The sequence below is a fragment of the Pseudomonas sp. ANT_H4 genome, from assembly GCF_008369295.1.
GTDB lineage: Bacteria > Pseudomonadota > Gammaproteobacteria > Pseudomonadales > Pseudomonadaceae > Aquipseudomonas.
Window position 1 is genome coordinate 79,955 of record NZ_VOBG01000003.1, and the last position, 14,985, is coordinate 94,939.

Consider the following 14,985-nt stretch of genomic DNA (forward strand, 5'->3'; position numbering starts at 1 on the left):
TTTTTCACCTGCAAGGATTTCCTGTGCCGACTCCGCCCGCCAAGTCTCCGCTGGCTGCCCACATGGACGAAAGTCCGGCGCCCTTGTATGCCCGCGTCAAACAGATGATCAGCCAACAGATCCTCAGCGGAAACTGGCCGCCGCACTACCGCGTTCCGTCTGAAAGCGAGCTGGTGAGCCAATTGGGTTTCAGCCGCATGACCATCAACCGTGCCCTGCGGGAAATGACCGTCGAAGGCCTGCTGGTGCGCATGCAGGGCGTCGGCACCTTTGTCGCCGAGCCCAAGAGCCAGTCGGCCTTGTTTGAAGTGCACAACATTGCCGATGAAATCGCCTCCCGCGGCCACCGCCACACCTGCAAGGTCATCACCTTGGGCGAAGAGGCCGCCGGTTCCGAACGTGCCGTGGCCCTGGATATGCGCGAAGGGCAGAAGGTCTTCCACTCGCTGATCGTGCATTACGAAAACGATATTCCGGTGCAAATCGAAGATCGTTTCGTCAACGCCCAGGTGGCGCCGGACTACCTGGCCCAGGATTTCACCTTGCAAACCCCTTACGCGTACCTCAACCAGGTGGCGCCGCTGACCGAAGGCGAGCACGTGGTCGAAGCGATCCTCGCTGATGCCCAGGAATGCAAGCTGCTGCAGATCGAAGCTGGCGAGCCGTGCCTGCTGATCCGCCGTCGCACCTGGTCCGGCCGCCAGCCGGTGACCGCCGCCCGTTTGATCCACCCCGGCTCTCGTCACCGCCTGGAAGGACGTTTCAGTAAATGAGTTCGATGAAAGTCTGGCGCGCCACTGATTACGTACGCATGCCGTGGAAGAACGGCGGCGGTAGCACCGAAGAGATCACCCGTGATGCGGGTGAGGGTCTGGACGGTTTTGGCTGGCGCCTGTCGATTGCCGATATCGGTGAGTCGGGCGGGTTCTCCACCTATGCCGGGTATCAGCGGATCATTACGGTGCTGCAAGGAGCGGGCATGGTGCTGACGGTGGATGGCCAGGATACGCATGGGTTGTTACCGCTTGATCCGTTCCCGTTCAAGGGTGAAAGCCAGGTGTCCTGCAAGTTGGTGGGCGGGCCGATCCGCGATTTCAACCTGATCTATTCACCGCAGCGCTATCAGGCGCGGTTGCAGTGGATGGATGGGGCGCAGCGCTTCTTTAGTGAGGCGCAGACCGTGCTGGTGTTCAGTGTGGCGGATGAAGTGGCGGTGCTTGGTGAGGTGTTGGGCCGGCACGATTGCCTGCAATTGGACGGTAACGCTGGCCTGTTGGACGTCAGCGTCGCCGGCCGCTGCTGCGTCATCGAACTGACTGCACGCGGTTAAAAATGTGGGAGCGAGCAAGCCCGCTCCCACAGTTGCTTTCCGTTGGTCTCTCGATCTGTTTCCAGGCTCCGCACCAACTTGTTACCGAATGCCCCAGCATGGCGCAAAGCCCTGCCCTGGTAACAATCCTCCCTCGCTTTAAAAAGTCACTGTAAAAAACTTCATCAAGCCGCCAAGCCTTATTTTCCAAGGCTTGCGCGGCTGTTCGAAAAAAATCTACAACCCTCCCCATCCAAGTTGGCCGCTTGATTGCATATGCTTGTATGTACAAGTAAAGATGTGTGCGTAAGAGTCCATGAACATCCTCTTCGCACCAATCATGTTCGCGCATTGATCGTTGAGGAGTTTTTCGTGACTGATTTTTCCGAGGCTAAGCCTACAAAGTACCGTGACGTCGAAATCCGCGCTGCTCGCGGTAACACGCTCACCGCCAAAAGCTGGCTGACCGAAGCGCCGCTGCGCATGCTGATGAATAACCTTGACCCGCAAGTGGCCGAAAACCCGAAAGAGCTGGTGGTATACGGCGGCATCGGCCGTGCGGCGCGCAACTGGGAATGCTACGACCAGATCGTCGAAAGCCTGACCAACCTCAATGACGACGAAACCCTGCTGGTGCAATCCGGCAAACCGGTTGGCGTATTCAAGACCCACAGCAACGCCCCACGCGTACTGATCGCCAACTCCAACCTGGTGCCGCACTGGGCCAGTTGGGAACACTTCAACGAACTGGATGCCAAGGGTCTGGCCATGTACGGCCAGATGACTGCGGGCAGCTGGATCTACATCGGCAGCCAGGGCATCGTCCAGGGCACTTACGAAACCTTCGTCGAAGCCGGTCGCCAGCATTACAACAATGACCTCAAGGGTCGTTGGGTTCTGACCGCAGGCCTTGGTGGCATGGGCGGCGCTCAGCCTCTGGCTGCAACCCTGGCCGGCGCTTGCTCGCTGAACATTGAATGCCAGCAGGTCAGCATCGATTTCCGTTTGAACAGCCGCTATGTCGACGAGCAAGCCACTGACCTCGACGATGCTCTGGCCCGTATCGCCAAATACACCAAGGAAGGCAAGGCAATTTCCATTGCCCTGCTCGGCAACGCGGCTGAAATTCTGCCGGAGCTGGTCAAGCGTGGCGTGCGTCCAGACATGGTTACCGACCAGACCAGCGCCCACGATCCGCTCAACGGTTACCTGCCGGCTGGCTGGACTTGGGACGAATACCGCGCTCGCGCCAAGACCGAGCCTGCTGCTGTGATCAAAGCCGCCAAGCAATCGATGGCCGTGCACGTTAAAGCGATGTTGGACTTCCAGAAAATGGGCGTACCGACTTTCGACTACGGCAACAACATCCGTCAGATGGCGCAAGAAGAAGGCGTGGAAAACGCTTTCGACTTCCCGGGTTTCGTACCGGCTTACATCCGTCCGCTGTTCTGCCGTGGCATCGGCCCGTTCCGTTGGGCTGCACTGTCGGGTGATCCGCAAGACATCTACAAAACCGATGCCAAAGTAAAAGAGCTGATCCCCGACGACGCTCACCTGCACAACTGGTTGGACATGGCCCGCGAGCGCATTGCGTTCCAGGGGCTGCCGGCGCGTATCTGCTGGGTTGGCCTGGGCCAGCGTGCCAAGTTGGGTCTGGCATTCAACGAAATGGTGCGCAGCGGTGAGCTGTCGGCGCCTGTCGTAATCGGTCGCGACCACCTGGACTCTGGCTCGGTTGCAAGCCCGAACCGTGAAACCGAATCCATGCAGGACGGTTCCGACGCTGTGTCCGACTGGCCACTGCTCAACGCTTTGCTCAACACCGCCAGCGGTGCGACCTGGGTCTCACTGCACCACGGCGGCGGCGTCGGCATGGGCTTCTCCCAGCACTCGGGGATGGTGATTGTTTGTGACGGTACCGATGAAGCGGCTGAGCGTATTGCCCGCGTACTGCACAACGACCCGGCCACCGGGGTGATGCGTCACGCCGACGCTGGTTACCAGATCGCTATTGATTGCGCCAAGGAGCAGGGCCTGAACCTGCCGATGATCAAGTAACCAAAGTGGCATAGCCCGTTTTCTGAACACTTGATCCTGCCGGTAGAGCAGGGCGCTGCACCAACAACAAGCGGGCTGCTGGCACAAGCCTGATGGGACGTGGACAAGGCAGGATGCCTTTTGACTGCCGTAATCCATTTCATGATTGGGAGCGTCACACAATGAAAATGAATAAGACCCTGCTGACCACGTTGTTCGCCACAAGCTTGTTGGCCAGCGCTGGTGCCACTCAGGCAGCAGGCTGGTGCGAGTCGGGCAAGCCGGTGAAATTCGCCGGCCTGAACTGGGAAAGCGGCATGTTGCTGACCGATGTCCTGCAAATCGTCCTGGAAAAAGGCTACAACTGCAAAACCGACAGCCTGCCGGGCAACTCCATCACCATGGAAAACGCCCTCGGCAGCAATGACATTCAGATCTTCGCTGAGGAGTGGGTAGGCCGTAGCGAAGTCTGGAACAAGGCCGAGAAGGCCGGCAAAGTCGTCGGCGTCGGCGCTCCGGTAGTGGGCGCCATCGAAGGCTGGTACGTGCCGCGTTATGTGATCGAAGGCGACGCCAAGCGCAAGCTCGAAGCCAAGGCGCCAGACCTGAAAACCATCGCCGACCTGGCCAAGTATTCCGCCGTGTTCAAGGACCAGGAAGAGCCGGCCAAGGGCCGCTTCTACAACTGTCCGGCCGGCTGGACCTGCGAGCTGGATAACAGCGAAATGCTCAAAAGCTACGGGCTGGAAAGCACCTACACCAACTTCCGCCCAGGCACAGGCCCGGCGCTGGATGCGGCGGTGTTGTCCAGCTACAAGCGTGGCGAGCCGATCCTGTTCTACTACTGGTCGCCTACCCCGCTCATGGGCCAGGTGGATCTGGTGAAGCTGGAAGAAAAACCGGGTGTGAATAAAAGCGTGACCATCAAAGTAGGCCTGTCCAAGGTGTTCCACGAGCAAGCGCCGGAATTGGTAGCGGTACTGGAGAAGGTCAATCTGCCGATCGACCTGCTCAACCAGAACCTGGCCCGTATGACTAAAGAGCGAATCGAATCGCCAAAACTGGCGAAAATTTTCCTCAAGGAACATCCTGAAATCTGGCACGCATGGGTGAGCGACGACGCAGCCAAGAAAATCGACGCGGCCTTGTAGGTTGAGCGTTCCCGGTTGCCCCAACAGGTAACCGGGCGCTTGGCCACAACCCACTGGATCGAGAGCACGATATGTTTCCTGAGAGTTTTACGTTTTCCATCGCTGACTGGGTCAACGGTTGGGTTGATTCGCTGGTGACCAACTACGGTGATGTGTTCCGGCAGATCTCCGACACCTTGTTATGGGCCATCGTCAACCTGGAAGGGTTGCTGCGCGCGGCGCCCTGGTGGTTGATGCTGGCGATTGTCGGTGGCATTGCCTGGCACGCCACCCGCAAGGTCGTAATGACTGCGGTGATCGTCGGCTTGCTGTTTTTGGTGGGCGCGGTCGGGCTGTGGGACAAGCTGATGCAAACCCTGGCGCTGATGATGGTGGCCACGGTGATCTCGGTGTTGATTGGCATCCCCCTGGGGATTCTCTCGGCCCGCAGCAATCGCCTGCGTTCGGTGCTGATGCCGCTGCTGGACATCATGCAAACCATGCCCAGCTTCGTGTACTTGATTCCGGTGCTGATGCTGTTCGGCCTGGGCAAGGTCCCGGCGATTTTCGCCACGGTGATCTACGCCGCACCACCGCTGATTCGCCTGACCGACCTGGGCATTCGCCAGGTCGATGGCGAAGTCATGGAAGCCATCAACGCCTTTGGTGCAAACCGCTGGCAGCAACTGTTTGGTGTGCAATTGCCCCTGGCCCTGCCGAGCATCATGGCCGGGATCAACCAGACCACCATGATGGCCTTGTCGATGGTGGTGATCGCCTCGATGATCGGCGCTCGTGGCTTGGGTGAAGACGTGCTGGTGGGCATCCAGACCCTCAACGTTGGGCGCGGCCTTGAAGCCGGCCTGGCGATCGTGATTCTCGCAGTGGTCATCGACCGCATCACCCAGGCCTATGGTCGTCCACTGCATGAGGCGAGCAAATGACTACCGTCAGCAAGATTGAAGTCAAAAACGTATTCAAGATCTTCGGTTCCCGTTCCAAGGAAGCGCTGGCTCTTATTGGCCAGGGTAAGACCAAGGATCAGGTACTGGCCGAGACCGGTTGCGTGGTGGGTGTGAACGACCTGTCGCTGAGCATCAACACTGGCGAGATCTTCGTGATCATGGGCCTGTCGGGTTCCGGCAAGTCGACCCTGGTACGCCACTTCAACCGCTTGATCGACCCTACCAGTGGCGCGATCCTGGTGGACGGCGAAGACATCCTGCAATTGGACATGGAAGCCCTGCGCCAATTTCGTCGGCACAAGATCAGCATGGTGTTCCAGAGCTTCGGCCTGCTGCCCCACAAGAGCGTGCTGGACAACGTCGCCTACGGTTTGAAAGTGCGCGGCGAGACCAAGCAAGTGTGTGCCGAACGGGCGCTGCACTGGATCGAAATCGTGGGCCTCAAGGGCTACGAGAACAAGTATCCGCACCAGCTATCCGGCGGCATGCGCCAACGGGTGGGCCTGGCCCGCGCACTGGCGGCCGACACCGACATCATCCTGATGGACGAAGCCTTCAGCGCCCTCGACCCGCTGATCCGCGCCGAGATGCAGGACCAGTTGCTGGAACTGCAAAAGACCCTGCACAAGACCATCGTTTTCATCACCCACGACCTCGACGAGGCCGTACGCATTGGCAACCGCATTGCGATCCTCAAGGACGGCAAGCTGATCCAGGTCGGCACGCCCAGGGAGATCCTGCATTCACCGGCGGATGAGTATGTGGACCGCTTTGTTAAACGGCGGGCTGCGGTGGTTTGATCCGATTTTTTTGGTGAGGGCGCTTGTTGTGGCAAGCCCGCTGGCCACAGGGATAGTCATAAATTCAAGATTTGTATGAAGAGGTCAACGATGTCCCAGGCTGAAAAAATCATCATCGCCGACACCCCATTGCGCTGGCAGGACGTGGTCGCCGTGGCTCGCCACGGTGCTGTCCTCGAACTGTCGGGCCAAGCCTGGGCGCGGATCGATAATGCCCAGGCTATCGTCCAGTGCATTGTCAGCAGTGGCGAACGGGCCTATGGCGTCAACACCGGCCTGGGCGCCTTGTGCAATGTTTCCCTCAAAGGCGAGCAACTGAGCCAACTGTCGCGCAACACCTTGCTCAGCCACGCCTGCGGCGTCGGTGCGCCGCTGAGCAACGAGCAAACCCGCGCGATCATCTGCGCCGCCATTATCAACTACAGCCAGGGCAAGTCTGGCCTGCATCCGCAGGTGGTGCATTCGCTGCTGGCCCTGCTCAACCACGGTATCACCCCGCAAGTGCCGTCCCAGGGTTCAGTGGGTTACCTCACCCACATGGCCCATATCAGCATCGCCTTGCTCGGGGTCGGCAACGTCAACTACCGGGGCCAGATCGTCTCGGCGCACGAGGCCCTGGCCGCCGAAAACTTGCAGCCGGTGGTGCTGGGTGCCAAGGACGGGTTGTGCCTGGTCAACGGCACGCCGTGCATGAGCGGCCTGAGCTGCCTGGCCCTGGCCGATGCCCATCGCCTGCTGCAATGGGCCGACGTGATTGGCGCCATGAGCTTCGAGGCGCAGCGCGGTCAGATCGACGCGTTCGACAAAGAAATCATCGCCCTCAAGCCGCATCCGGGCATGCAGCAAGTGGGCAGCAACCTGCGGGCACTACTGGACGGCAGTGAAGTGATCGCTGCAAGCAAAGGCATTCGCACCCAGGATGCCTTGAGCATTCGCTCGATTCCTCAGGTCCACGGTGCGGCGCGCGATCAACTGGAACACGCCACACGGCAGATCGAAACCGAACTCAACGGCGCCACCGACAACCCATTGCTGCTCGGCACCCCGGACAACTACCGCGTGGTGTCCCAGGCCAATCCCCATGGGCAATCGGTGGCACTGGCAGCGGACATGCTGGCCATTGCCCTGGCAGAGATAGGCTCCATCGCCGAGCGTCGCCTTGATCGCCTCATCAACCCCCATGTCAGCGGGCTGCCGGCGTTTCTGGTGAGCAACCCCGGCGTCAATTCGGGGATGATGATCGTGCAGTACGTCGCCGCGTCCCTCTGCGGGCAAAACCGCCAACTGGCGCAACCGGCGGTGCTCGACAACTTCGTCACCTCCGGCTTGCAGGAAGATCACCTGAGCATGGGCACTAACGCCGCGCTGAAGTTGCACCAAGTGCTGGAAAACGTCACCCAGATTCTCGCCATCGAGTACCTGCTGGCGGCCCAGGCTTTCGAATTTCTCCAGGAGCAACGCTTCGGTGCAGGCACCCACACCGCCTGGCGTCTGCTGCGCGAACAGGTTCCGGCCTACGACCAGGACCGCTGGCTGGCGCCGGACATCACGGCGGCCGCAACGCTGCTCAAGAACGCCGACTTGCTGCACAACGCACTACCGAATTTGCGCTGAGCAGATTTGTAATAAAAAATCCCAACAATAACCAGCGTGCCAAGCCGTCAGTCATCTAAAAGAGGACAACGGCGGATAACGGAAGCATCCGGAGCGACTGGTAGTTAACAACACTCTCAAAAGGAGCATGAATGTGACTGCGCTAAACCTGATTCCAGGCCAACTGAGCCTTGCCCAACTGCGTGATATCTACCAGCAGCCGGTCACCCTCACCCTGGATGACAGCGCCTCGGCCCAGATCGAAGCCAGCGTCGCCTGTGTGGAGCAGATTCTCGCCGAGAACCGCACCGCTTATGGCATCAATACCGGTTTTGGCCTGCTGGCCTCCACCCGTATCGCCAGTGAAGACCTGGAAAACCTCCAGCGCTCCCTGGTGCTGTCCCACGCCGCCGGTGTGGGTAAGCCCATCAGTGATGCGTTGGTGCGGTTGGTCATGGTGCTCAAGGTCAACAGCTTGAGCCGGGGTTTCTCCGGGATTCGCCGGCAGGTGATCGACGCGTTAATCGCCCTGATCAATGCCGAGGTTTACCCGCACATTCCACTGAAAGGCTCGGTGGGTGCCTCCGGTGACTTGGCGCCATTGGCGCACATGTCCCTGGTACTGCTTGGCGAAGGCAAGGCTCGTTACAAAGGCGAATGGCTGGAGGCGACGCAAGCGCTGAAAGTCGCCGGCCTGACCCCGCTGACCCTGGCTGCGAAAGAAGGCTTGGCGCTGCTTAACGGTACCCAGGTTTCCACTGCTTATGCCTTGCGCGGCCTATTTGAGGGCGAAGATCTGTTTGCCGGTGCCCTGGCCTGTGGCGGCCTGACGGTGGAAGCGGTGTTGGGCTCGCGCTCGCCGTTTGACGCGCGCATTCATGCCGCTCGCGGTCAGCGCGGCCAGATCGATTCGGCTGCGGCCTATCGTGATTTGTTGGGGGAGAGCAGCGAAGTCTCGCAATCCCACCAGAACTGCGACAAGGTCCAGGACCCGTACTCCCTGCGCTGCCAGCCGCAAGTCATGGGCGCCTGCTTGACCCAACTCCGCCAGGCGGCAGAGGTGTTGGTGGTCGAAGCCAACGCCGTGTCCGATAACCCGTTGGTGTTCGCCGCTGAAGGCGACGTGATTTCCGGCGGCAACTTCCACGCCGAGCCGGTGGCCATGGCCGCTGACAACATGGCTTTGGCCATCGCTGAAATCGGCTCCCTGAGCGAGCGCCGCATCTCGTTGATGATGGACAAGCACATGTCGCAACTGCCGCCGTTTTTGGTAGCCAACGGTGGTGTTAACTCCGGCTTCATGATCGCCCAAGTGACTGCAGCGGCCCTGGCCAGTGAGAACAAGGCGCTGGCCCATCCCCATAGCGTTGACAGCTTGCCGACGTCCGCCAACCAGGAAGACCACGTTTCCATGGCCCCGGCTGCGGGCAAGCGCCTGTGGGAAATGGCCGAGAACGTGCGCGGCATTCTCGCTGTGGAATGGCTGGCGGCCTGCCAGGGGCTGGATCTGCGCGACGGCCTGAAAACTTCGCCGAAGCTGGAAAAAGCCCGTGGCATCCTGCGCGGCAAAGTGCCGTTCTATGAGAAGGACCGCTTCTTTGCACCGGACATCAACGCCGCCACAGAGTTGCTGGCCACGCGCTGCCTGAATGAGTTGGTACCGGCGAAACTGTTGCCGAGCCTGTAACCCGCAATACCCCCTGTAGGAGCGAGCTTGCTCGCGATGGACGTTAACGATGACACAGGGAGCCAGAAGAAACGCGGTGTCCTTGGGTTCTTCGCGAGCAAGCTCGCTCCTACAGAAAACAAGAACAATTAGGGACGAGAAATGCACCAGCAAGAAACGGGTTTGAAACGCGGGCTCTCCGCCCGCCATATTCGCTTCATGGCACTGGGGTCGGCGATCGGCACCGGGCTGTTTTACGGTTCTGCCTCAGCCATCCAGATGGCCGGCCCCGCCGTGCTGCTGGCCTACCTGATCGGTGGCGCCGCGGTGTTCATGGTCATGCGCGCCCTGGGCGAAATGGCTGTGCACAACCCGGTGTCCGGCTCCTTCGGCCAGTACGCCAGCACCTACCTGGTTCCCATGGCCGGTTTTGTCCTCGGCTGGACCTACGCCTTCGAGATGATCATCGTCTGCCTGGCCGACGTCACCGCCTTTGGCATCTATATGGGCTTTTGGTTTCCCGAAGTGGCGCGCTGGATCTGGGTGCTGGGCATCGTGCTCCTGATCGGCGGCCTGAACCTGTGCAGCGTCAAAGTCTTTGGCGAAATGGAGTTCTGGCTATCGCTGCTCAAAGTCGGCGCCATTGTCGCAATGATCCTCGGCGGTTTCGGCATCATGCTGTTCGGCATTCACTCAGCGGGTGACGCACCGGCTACCGGCCTGAGCAACTTGTGGGCCCACGGTGGCTTTATGCCCAACGGCGTCGGTGGTTTGATCGCTTCCTTTGCGGTGGTGATGTTCGCCTTTGGCGGCATCGAAATCATCGGCATCACTGCCGGCGAAGCCAAGGACCCGCAGCGGGTCATTCCCAAGGCGATTAACGCCGTACCGCTGCGCATCCTGCTGTTCTACGTGCTGACCCTGTTTGTGCTGATGGCGATCTACCCATGGCCGCAGATCGGCAGCCAGGGCAGCCCGTTCGTGCAGATCTTCAGCAACCTGGGCATCGGCTCGGCGGCGACCATCCTTAATATCGTGGTGATCTCGGCAGCCGTTTCGGCCATCAATAGCGACATCTTCGGCGCCGGCCGCATGATGTACGGCCTGGCCCAGCAAGGGCAGGCACCCAAAGGCTTTGCGCAACTGTCCCGCCAGGGCGTGCCGTGGATGACCGTGGTGGTGATGGGCGCGGCGCTGCTGGGCGGCGTGGTGTTGAACTACCTGATCCCGGAAAACGTATTCCTGGTGATCGCCTCCATTGCCACCTTCGCCACGGTCTGGGTCTGGCTGATGATCCTCATCACACAAGTGGCGATGCGGCGCTCCATGACCAAAGAGCAAATAGCCGAACTGAAGTTCCCGGTGCCGTTCTGGCCCTACGCGCCGGCAGCAGCCATCGTGTTCATGCTGTTTATTTTCGGCGTGCTGGGGTATTTCCTGGACACTCAGGCAGCCCTTATGGTCGGTGTTGCATGGATCGCCTTGCTGGTCGTTGCCTATTTGTTGTGGGTAAAACCCGCCGCCGGGCAAGCAGCCAAGGTCCATTACGAGCCAGCTTTGTCTCATTGATAACCAACGCAGGTGTTGAATGAAAACGCTTTGGCAACACTGCCACGTCGCAACCATGGCCCAGGGCAAGTACTCGATTATCGAGGACGCCGCCATCGTGACATCAGGCACGCTCATCGAGTGGATCGGCCCTCGCGGCGAACTGCCGGGTGCTGACTATGCGAAGACTCATGACCTGCAAGGCGCATGGGTCACGCCGGGGTTGATCGATTGCCACACCCACACGGTGTTTGGTGGCAATCGCAGCGGTGAGTTCGAGCAGCGGCTGCAAGGCGTGAGTTACGCCGAGATCGCAGCTGCCGGTGGCGGTATTGCCAGCACCGTGCGCGCCACCCGCGCAGCCACGGAAGATGAACTGTTTGCCAGCGCCCACAAGCGTCTGCGCAGCTTGCTGCGTGACGGCGTGACCACGGTGGAGATCAAGTCCGGCTACGGCCTGGATTTGGCCAGCGAACGCAAGATCCTGCGGGTGATCCGTCGCCTGGGCACCGAGCTTCCCGTTAGTGTGCGCAGCACCTGCCTGGCGGCCCACGCCTTGCCGCCGGAATACGTCGATCGTGCCGACGCCTACATCGAACACATCTGCAGTGAAATGCTCCCGACCCTGGCGGCCGAAGGGCTGGTGGACGCGGTGGACGCCTTCTGCGAATACCTGGCGTTCTCCCCGGAACAAGTGGAACGGGTGTTTATCGCCGCGCAGCAACTTGGCTTGCCGGTGAAACTGCACGCCGAGCAACTGTCGTCCCTGCACGGCTCCAGCCTGGCGGCGCGTTATCAGGCGTTGTCGGCGGACCATCTGGAGTTCATGACCGAAGACGATGCCATCGCCATGGCCGCCTCGGGCACCGTCGCGGTGTTGCTGCCGGGAGCGTTCTACTTCCTGCGCGAAACCCAACTGCCGCCCATGGACGTCCTGCGCAAACACGGGGTGAAGATCGCCATCGCCAGCGATCTAAACCCAGGCACCTCGCCAGCGTTGTCGGTGCGGCTGATGTTGAACATGGCGTGCACCTTATTCCGAATGACCCCCGAGGAAGCGCTGGCTGGCGCGACCCAACATGCGGCTACCGCTTTGGGCATGGGTGATACCCATGGTTCGCTGGAAGTGGGCAAGGTGGCGGACTTTGTCGCCTGGCAGATCGATCGCCCCGCCGACCTGGCTTACTGGCTGGGCGGCGAGTTGGATAAACGCGTCGTGCGCCACGGCGTCGACGTCACTGTTTAAGGAGCACCGTTGTGGATAAGGTTTTGAGCTTCAAACAAGGCAGCACACCGCTGCTGATCAGCATGCCCCACGCTGGTTTGCGCCTGACCCCTGTGGTCGAGGCCGGGTTGATCCCCGAGGCGCAAAGCCTGCCGGACACCGACTGGCATATCCCCACGCTTTATGACTTCGCCAAAGAACTGGGCGCCAGCACCCTGGCCGCGGAGTATTCGCGCTTTGTCATCGACCTCAACCGGCCGTCCGACGACAAACCGCTGTACGTCGGCGCCACCACCGGCCTGTACCCGGCGACGCTGTTCGACGGCGTGCCGTTGTTCCGCGAAGGCCTGGAGCCCTCAAAGGCCGAGCGCGCGACCTATCTGGAACAGATCTGGACGCCGTATCACCGCACCCTGCAAGAAGAGTTGGCCCGCCTCAAGGCCGAGTTCGGCTACGCGCTGCTGTTTGATGCCCACTCGATCCGCTCAGTGATCGCGCACCTGTTCGACGGCAAACTGCCCGATTTCAACCTCGGCACCTTCAACGGCGCCGCCTGCGATCCTCAACTGGCGAGCCAACTGGAAGCCATCTGCGCCGCACATCCACAGTACAGCCATGTGCTTAATGGTCGCTTCAAGGGCGGGCATATCACCCGCCATTACGGCAACCCGGCAGACAATATCCATGCGGTGCAGCTGGAGTTGGGGCAGTGCACATATATGGAAGAGTTTGAGCCGTTCCGGTATCGGGCGGACGTGGCTGAGCCGACACGGGTGGTGTTGAAGGAATTGCTGGAAGGGTTCCTGACGTGGGGGCAGAAGCATTATCGGTGACTTGCGGCAGCCATGGGTATTTACACAGCTCTTGAGGTTGCTGATTGCCGTGGCGCAGTTCGACCCATTGCGCGATGACGGCATGCTTTACGCCGAGCGCCTGCAAGCGGCCGGGGTGGCTGCCACGCTGTACCCGGGCAAAGGCCTGATTCACGGTTGTTTGCGGGCGCGGGGCCAGGTGGCCGAGGTGGATCGCCTGTACGAATACCTGCTCAGCTACCTGCGGGAGGTTCTGTTGACCGAGGTCTGATTCGTCAAGGACATGCTCATTGCACCATTCGGGTTTATGATGCCAGACGGCAAAATAATAGATGTCCCACCAGGGATGAACTCGACCCCTTACGGAGCGCGCAATGCAGACTTTGTACCCGCAGATCAAACCCTACGCCCGGCACGATCTGGCCGTCGATGAACCCCATGTGTTGTACGTCGACGAAAGCGGTTCCCCGCAAGGCCTGCCCGTTGTGTTCATCCATGGTGGCCCTGGCGCCGGGTGCGATGCCCAGAGCCGGTGTTATTTTGACCCGAACATGTATCGGATCATTACTTTCGACCAGCGCGGCTGCGGTCGCTCCACGCCTCACGCCAACCTGGAAAACAACACTACCTGGGATCTGGTGGCCGACCTTGAGCGGATTCGCCAACACCTGGGCATCGACAAATGGGTGCTGTTCGGCGGTTCCTGGGGTTCAACCCTGGCCCTGGCCTACGCACAAACCCACCCCGAGCGTGTCCACGGTTTGATCGTGCGGGGCATCTTCCTCGCCCGTCCCCAGGAAATCGAATGGTTCTATCAGGCCGGTGCCAGCCGCCTGTTCCCCGACTACTGGCAGGACTACATCGCGCCGATCCCACAGGACGAGCGTCACGACCTGCTTACCGCCTTCCACAAGCGCCTGATCGGCAGCGACCAGATTGCCCAGATGCACGCCGCCAAGGCCTGGTCGACCTGGGAAGGCCGTACTGCCACCCTGCGTCCAAATTCGTTGGTGGTTGATCGTTTCAGCGAGCCGCAGCGCGCGCTGTCCATTGCCCGTATTGAATGCCACTACTTCACCAACAACGCCTTCCTTGAGCCCAACCAACTGATTCGCGACATGCACAAGATCGCCCACCTGCCTGGCGTCATCGTCCACGGCCGCTACGATGTGATCTGCCCGCTGGATAACGCGTGGGCGTTGCATCAGGCTTGGCCCAACAGCGAACTGCAGGTGATCCGTGATGCTGGCCATGCCGCTTCCGAGCCAGGTATTACTGACGCGTTGGTGCGTGCGGCGAGCCAAATGGCACGACGTCTGCTTGATTTACCTCCAGAAGAAGCATGAAGGGGCTTTTGCAGCGGGTGCGAGGCGCCCGGGTCGAAGTAGCGGGGGAAGTAGTCGGCGCAATAGGCCAGGGTTTGCTGGTGCTCGTGGCCGTCGAGCCTTCAGATACCCAGGCAAGTGCCGACAAGCTCTTGCATAAGCTGCTTAACTATCGGGTGTTCAGCGACGACGAGGGCAAGATGAACCTGTCGTTGAAGGACATCGGCGGCGGGTTGCTGCTGGTTTCACAGTTCACCCTGGCGGCGGATACCAAAAGTGGCCTGCGCCCCAGCTTCTCCACGGCGGCCCCTCCGGCGCTGGCAGAGGCGCTTTTTGAGCACTTGTTGTTACAAGCGCAACAATTGCATGGCACGGTGGCGGCGGGGCGTTTTGGCGCGGATATGCAGGTGCATTTGGTCAATGACGGGCCGGTCACCTTCCTGTTACAGACCTGAATGTACTGAAAACGACTTTTAATGCCCAAAAACACAGGTTTTCACTACAAATACTTCGTTGCCCCTGATGCGTTGTCTTGCGGGCTACTAGATAATCGCGCGCTACGGGGATCAGCGTTA

Annotated in this window: 13 protein-coding genes and 1 pseudogene; all 14 read left to right on the top strand. The window is 60.3% G+C overall.

Annotated features, from left to right (window positions below; genetic code table 11):
- Nucleotides 1-62 precede the first annotated feature (62 nt).
- Nucleotides 63-773: a histidine utilization repressor gene (gene hutC / locus FQ182_RS04990; protein ID WP_178114394.1), complete on the top strand. Its 711-nt coding sequence runs from the start codon at nucleotides 63-65 to the stop codon at nucleotides 771-773.
- Nucleotides 770-1,330, top strand: coding sequence for a HutD family protein (locus FQ182_RS04995; RefSeq protein ID WP_149411295.1), 561 nt, complete (start codon nucleotides 770-772; stop codon nucleotides 1,328-1,330). Before hutC ends, FQ182_RS04995 begins: the two co-directional genes overlap by 4 nt.
- Nucleotides 1,331-1,681: 351 nt before the next feature.
- Nucleotides 1,682-3,367: a urocanate hydratase gene (gene hutU, locus FQ182_RS05000; protein WP_149411294.1), complete on the top strand. Its 1,686-nt coding sequence runs from the start codon at nucleotides 1,682-1,684 to the stop codon at nucleotides 3,365-3,367.
- 161 nt (nucleotides 3,368-3,528) lie between these two features.
- A complete protein-coding gene (locus FQ182_RS05005) occupies nucleotides 3,529-4,497 on the top strand; it encodes an ABC transporter substrate-binding protein (RefSeq protein ID WP_149411293.1) in 969 nt (322 codons plus the stop codon).
- 71 nt (nucleotides 4,498-4,568) lie between these two features.
- Nucleotides 4,569-5,420 carry a proline/glycine betaine ABC transporter permease gene (locus FQ182_RS05010; protein ID WP_149411292.1) on the top strand — a complete coding sequence of 284 codons (852 nt, stop codon included), beginning with the start codon at nucleotides 4,569-4,571 and terminating at the stop codon, nucleotides 5,418-5,420.
- The gene (locus FQ182_RS05015; RefSeq protein ID WP_149411291.1) at nucleotides 5,417-6,241 is read left to right on the top strand and encodes a glycine betaine/L-proline ABC transporter ATP-binding protein; all 825 of its coding nucleotides are present in this window, start codon (nucleotides 5,417-5,419) and stop codon (nucleotides 6,239-6,241) included. The genes FQ182_RS05010 and FQ182_RS05015 overlap by 4 nt, the downstream gene beginning before the upstream one ends.
- Nucleotides 6,242-6,331: 90 nt before the next feature.
- Entirely contained in the window at nucleotides 6,332-7,855 is a 1,524-nt protein-coding gene (gene hutH, locus FQ182_RS05020) for a histidine ammonia-lyase (protein ID WP_149411290.1), read from the top strand.
- Between the two features lie 127 nt (nucleotides 7,856-7,982).
- Nucleotides 7,983-9,521 (top strand): histidine ammonia-lyase, encoded by a 1,539-nt coding sequence (hutH, locus tag FQ182_RS05025; RefSeq protein ID WP_149411289.1) that lies wholly within the window; start codon nucleotides 7,983-7,985, stop codon nucleotides 9,519-9,521.
- A 141-nt stretch (nucleotides 9,522-9,662) separates the two neighbouring features.
- On the top strand, nucleotides 9,663-11,069 hold the full coding sequence (locus FQ182_RS05030; RefSeq protein ID WP_149411288.1) for an amino acid permease: 1,407 nt from the start codon (nucleotides 9,663-9,665) through the stop codon (nucleotides 11,067-11,069).
- Between the two features lie 19 nt (nucleotides 11,070-11,088).
- On the top strand, nucleotides 11,089-12,294 hold the full coding sequence (gene hutI / locus FQ182_RS05035; RefSeq protein WP_149411287.1) for an imidazolonepropionase: 1,206 nt from the start codon (nucleotides 11,089-11,091) through the stop codon (nucleotides 12,292-12,294).
- 11 nt (nucleotides 12,295-12,305) lie between these two features.
- A complete protein-coding gene (gene hutG, locus FQ182_RS05040) occupies nucleotides 12,306-13,106 on the top strand; it encodes an N-formylglutamate deformylase (protein WP_149411286.1) in 801 nt (266 codons plus the stop codon).
- Nucleotides 13,107-13,125: 19 nt separating this feature from the next.
- Nucleotides 13,126-13,356: pseudogene (locus FQ182_RS05045) on the top strand (alpha/beta hydrolase fold domain-containing protein); the annotation flags it as partial.
- A gap of 103 nt (nucleotides 13,357-13,459) precedes the next feature.
- Nucleotides 13,460-14,431: a prolyl aminopeptidase gene (gene pip / locus FQ182_RS05050; RefSeq protein ID WP_149411285.1), complete on the top strand. Its 972-nt coding sequence runs from the start codon at nucleotides 13,460-13,462 to the stop codon at nucleotides 14,429-14,431.
- Nucleotides 14,428-14,865: a D-aminoacyl-tRNA deacylase gene (dtd, locus tag FQ182_RS05055; protein ID WP_149411284.1), complete on the top strand. Its 438-nt coding sequence runs from the start codon at nucleotides 14,428-14,430 to the stop codon at nucleotides 14,863-14,865. Before pip ends, dtd begins: the two co-directional genes overlap by 4 nt.
- The last annotated feature ends 120 nt before the right edge of the window (nucleotides 14,866-14,985 follow it).

What these genes read in the sequence shown, in the direction of transcription:
- pip (WP_149411285.1), top strand. Translation starts at nt 13,460, where the DNA reads ATGCAGACTTTGTACCCGCAGATCAAACCCTACGCCCGGCACGATCTG.
- hutH (WP_149411289.1), top strand. Translation starts at nt 7,983, where the DNA reads ATGAATGTGACTGCGCTAAACCTGATTCCAGGCCAACTGAGCCTTGCC.
- FQ182_RS05005 (WP_149411293.1), top strand. Translation starts at nt 3,529, where the DNA reads ATGAAAATGAATAAGACCCTGCTGACCACGTTGTTCGCCACAAGCTTG.
- FQ182_RS05015 (WP_149411291.1), top strand. Translation starts at nt 5,417, where the DNA reads ATGACTACCGTCAGCAAGATTGAAGTCAAAAACGTATTCAAGATCTTC.
- FQ182_RS04995 (WP_149411295.1), top strand. Translation starts at nt 770, where the DNA reads ATGAGTTCGATGAAAGTCTGGCGCGCCACTGATTACGTACGCATGCCG.
- dtd (WP_149411284.1), top strand. Translation starts at nt 14,428, where the DNA reads ATGAAGGGGCTTTTGCAGCGGGTGCGAGGCGCCCGGGTCGAAGTAGCG.
- hutC (WP_178114394.1), top strand. Translation starts at nt 63, where the DNA reads ATGGACGAAAGTCCGGCGCCCTTGTATGCCCGCGTCAAACAGATGATC.
- hutI (WP_149411287.1), top strand. Translation starts at nt 11,089, where the DNA reads ATGAAAACGCTTTGGCAACACTGCCACGTCGCAACCATGGCCCAGGGC.
- FQ182_RS05030 (WP_149411288.1), top strand. Translation starts at nt 9,663, where the DNA reads ATGCACCAGCAAGAAACGGGTTTGAAACGCGGGCTCTCCGCCCGCCAT.
- hutH (WP_149411290.1), top strand. Translation starts at nt 6,332, where the DNA reads ATGTCCCAGGCTGAAAAAATCATCATCGCCGACACCCCATTGCGCTGG.
- FQ182_RS05010 (WP_149411292.1), top strand. Translation starts at nt 4,569, where the DNA reads ATGTTTCCTGAGAGTTTTACGTTTTCCATCGCTGACTGGGTCAACGGT.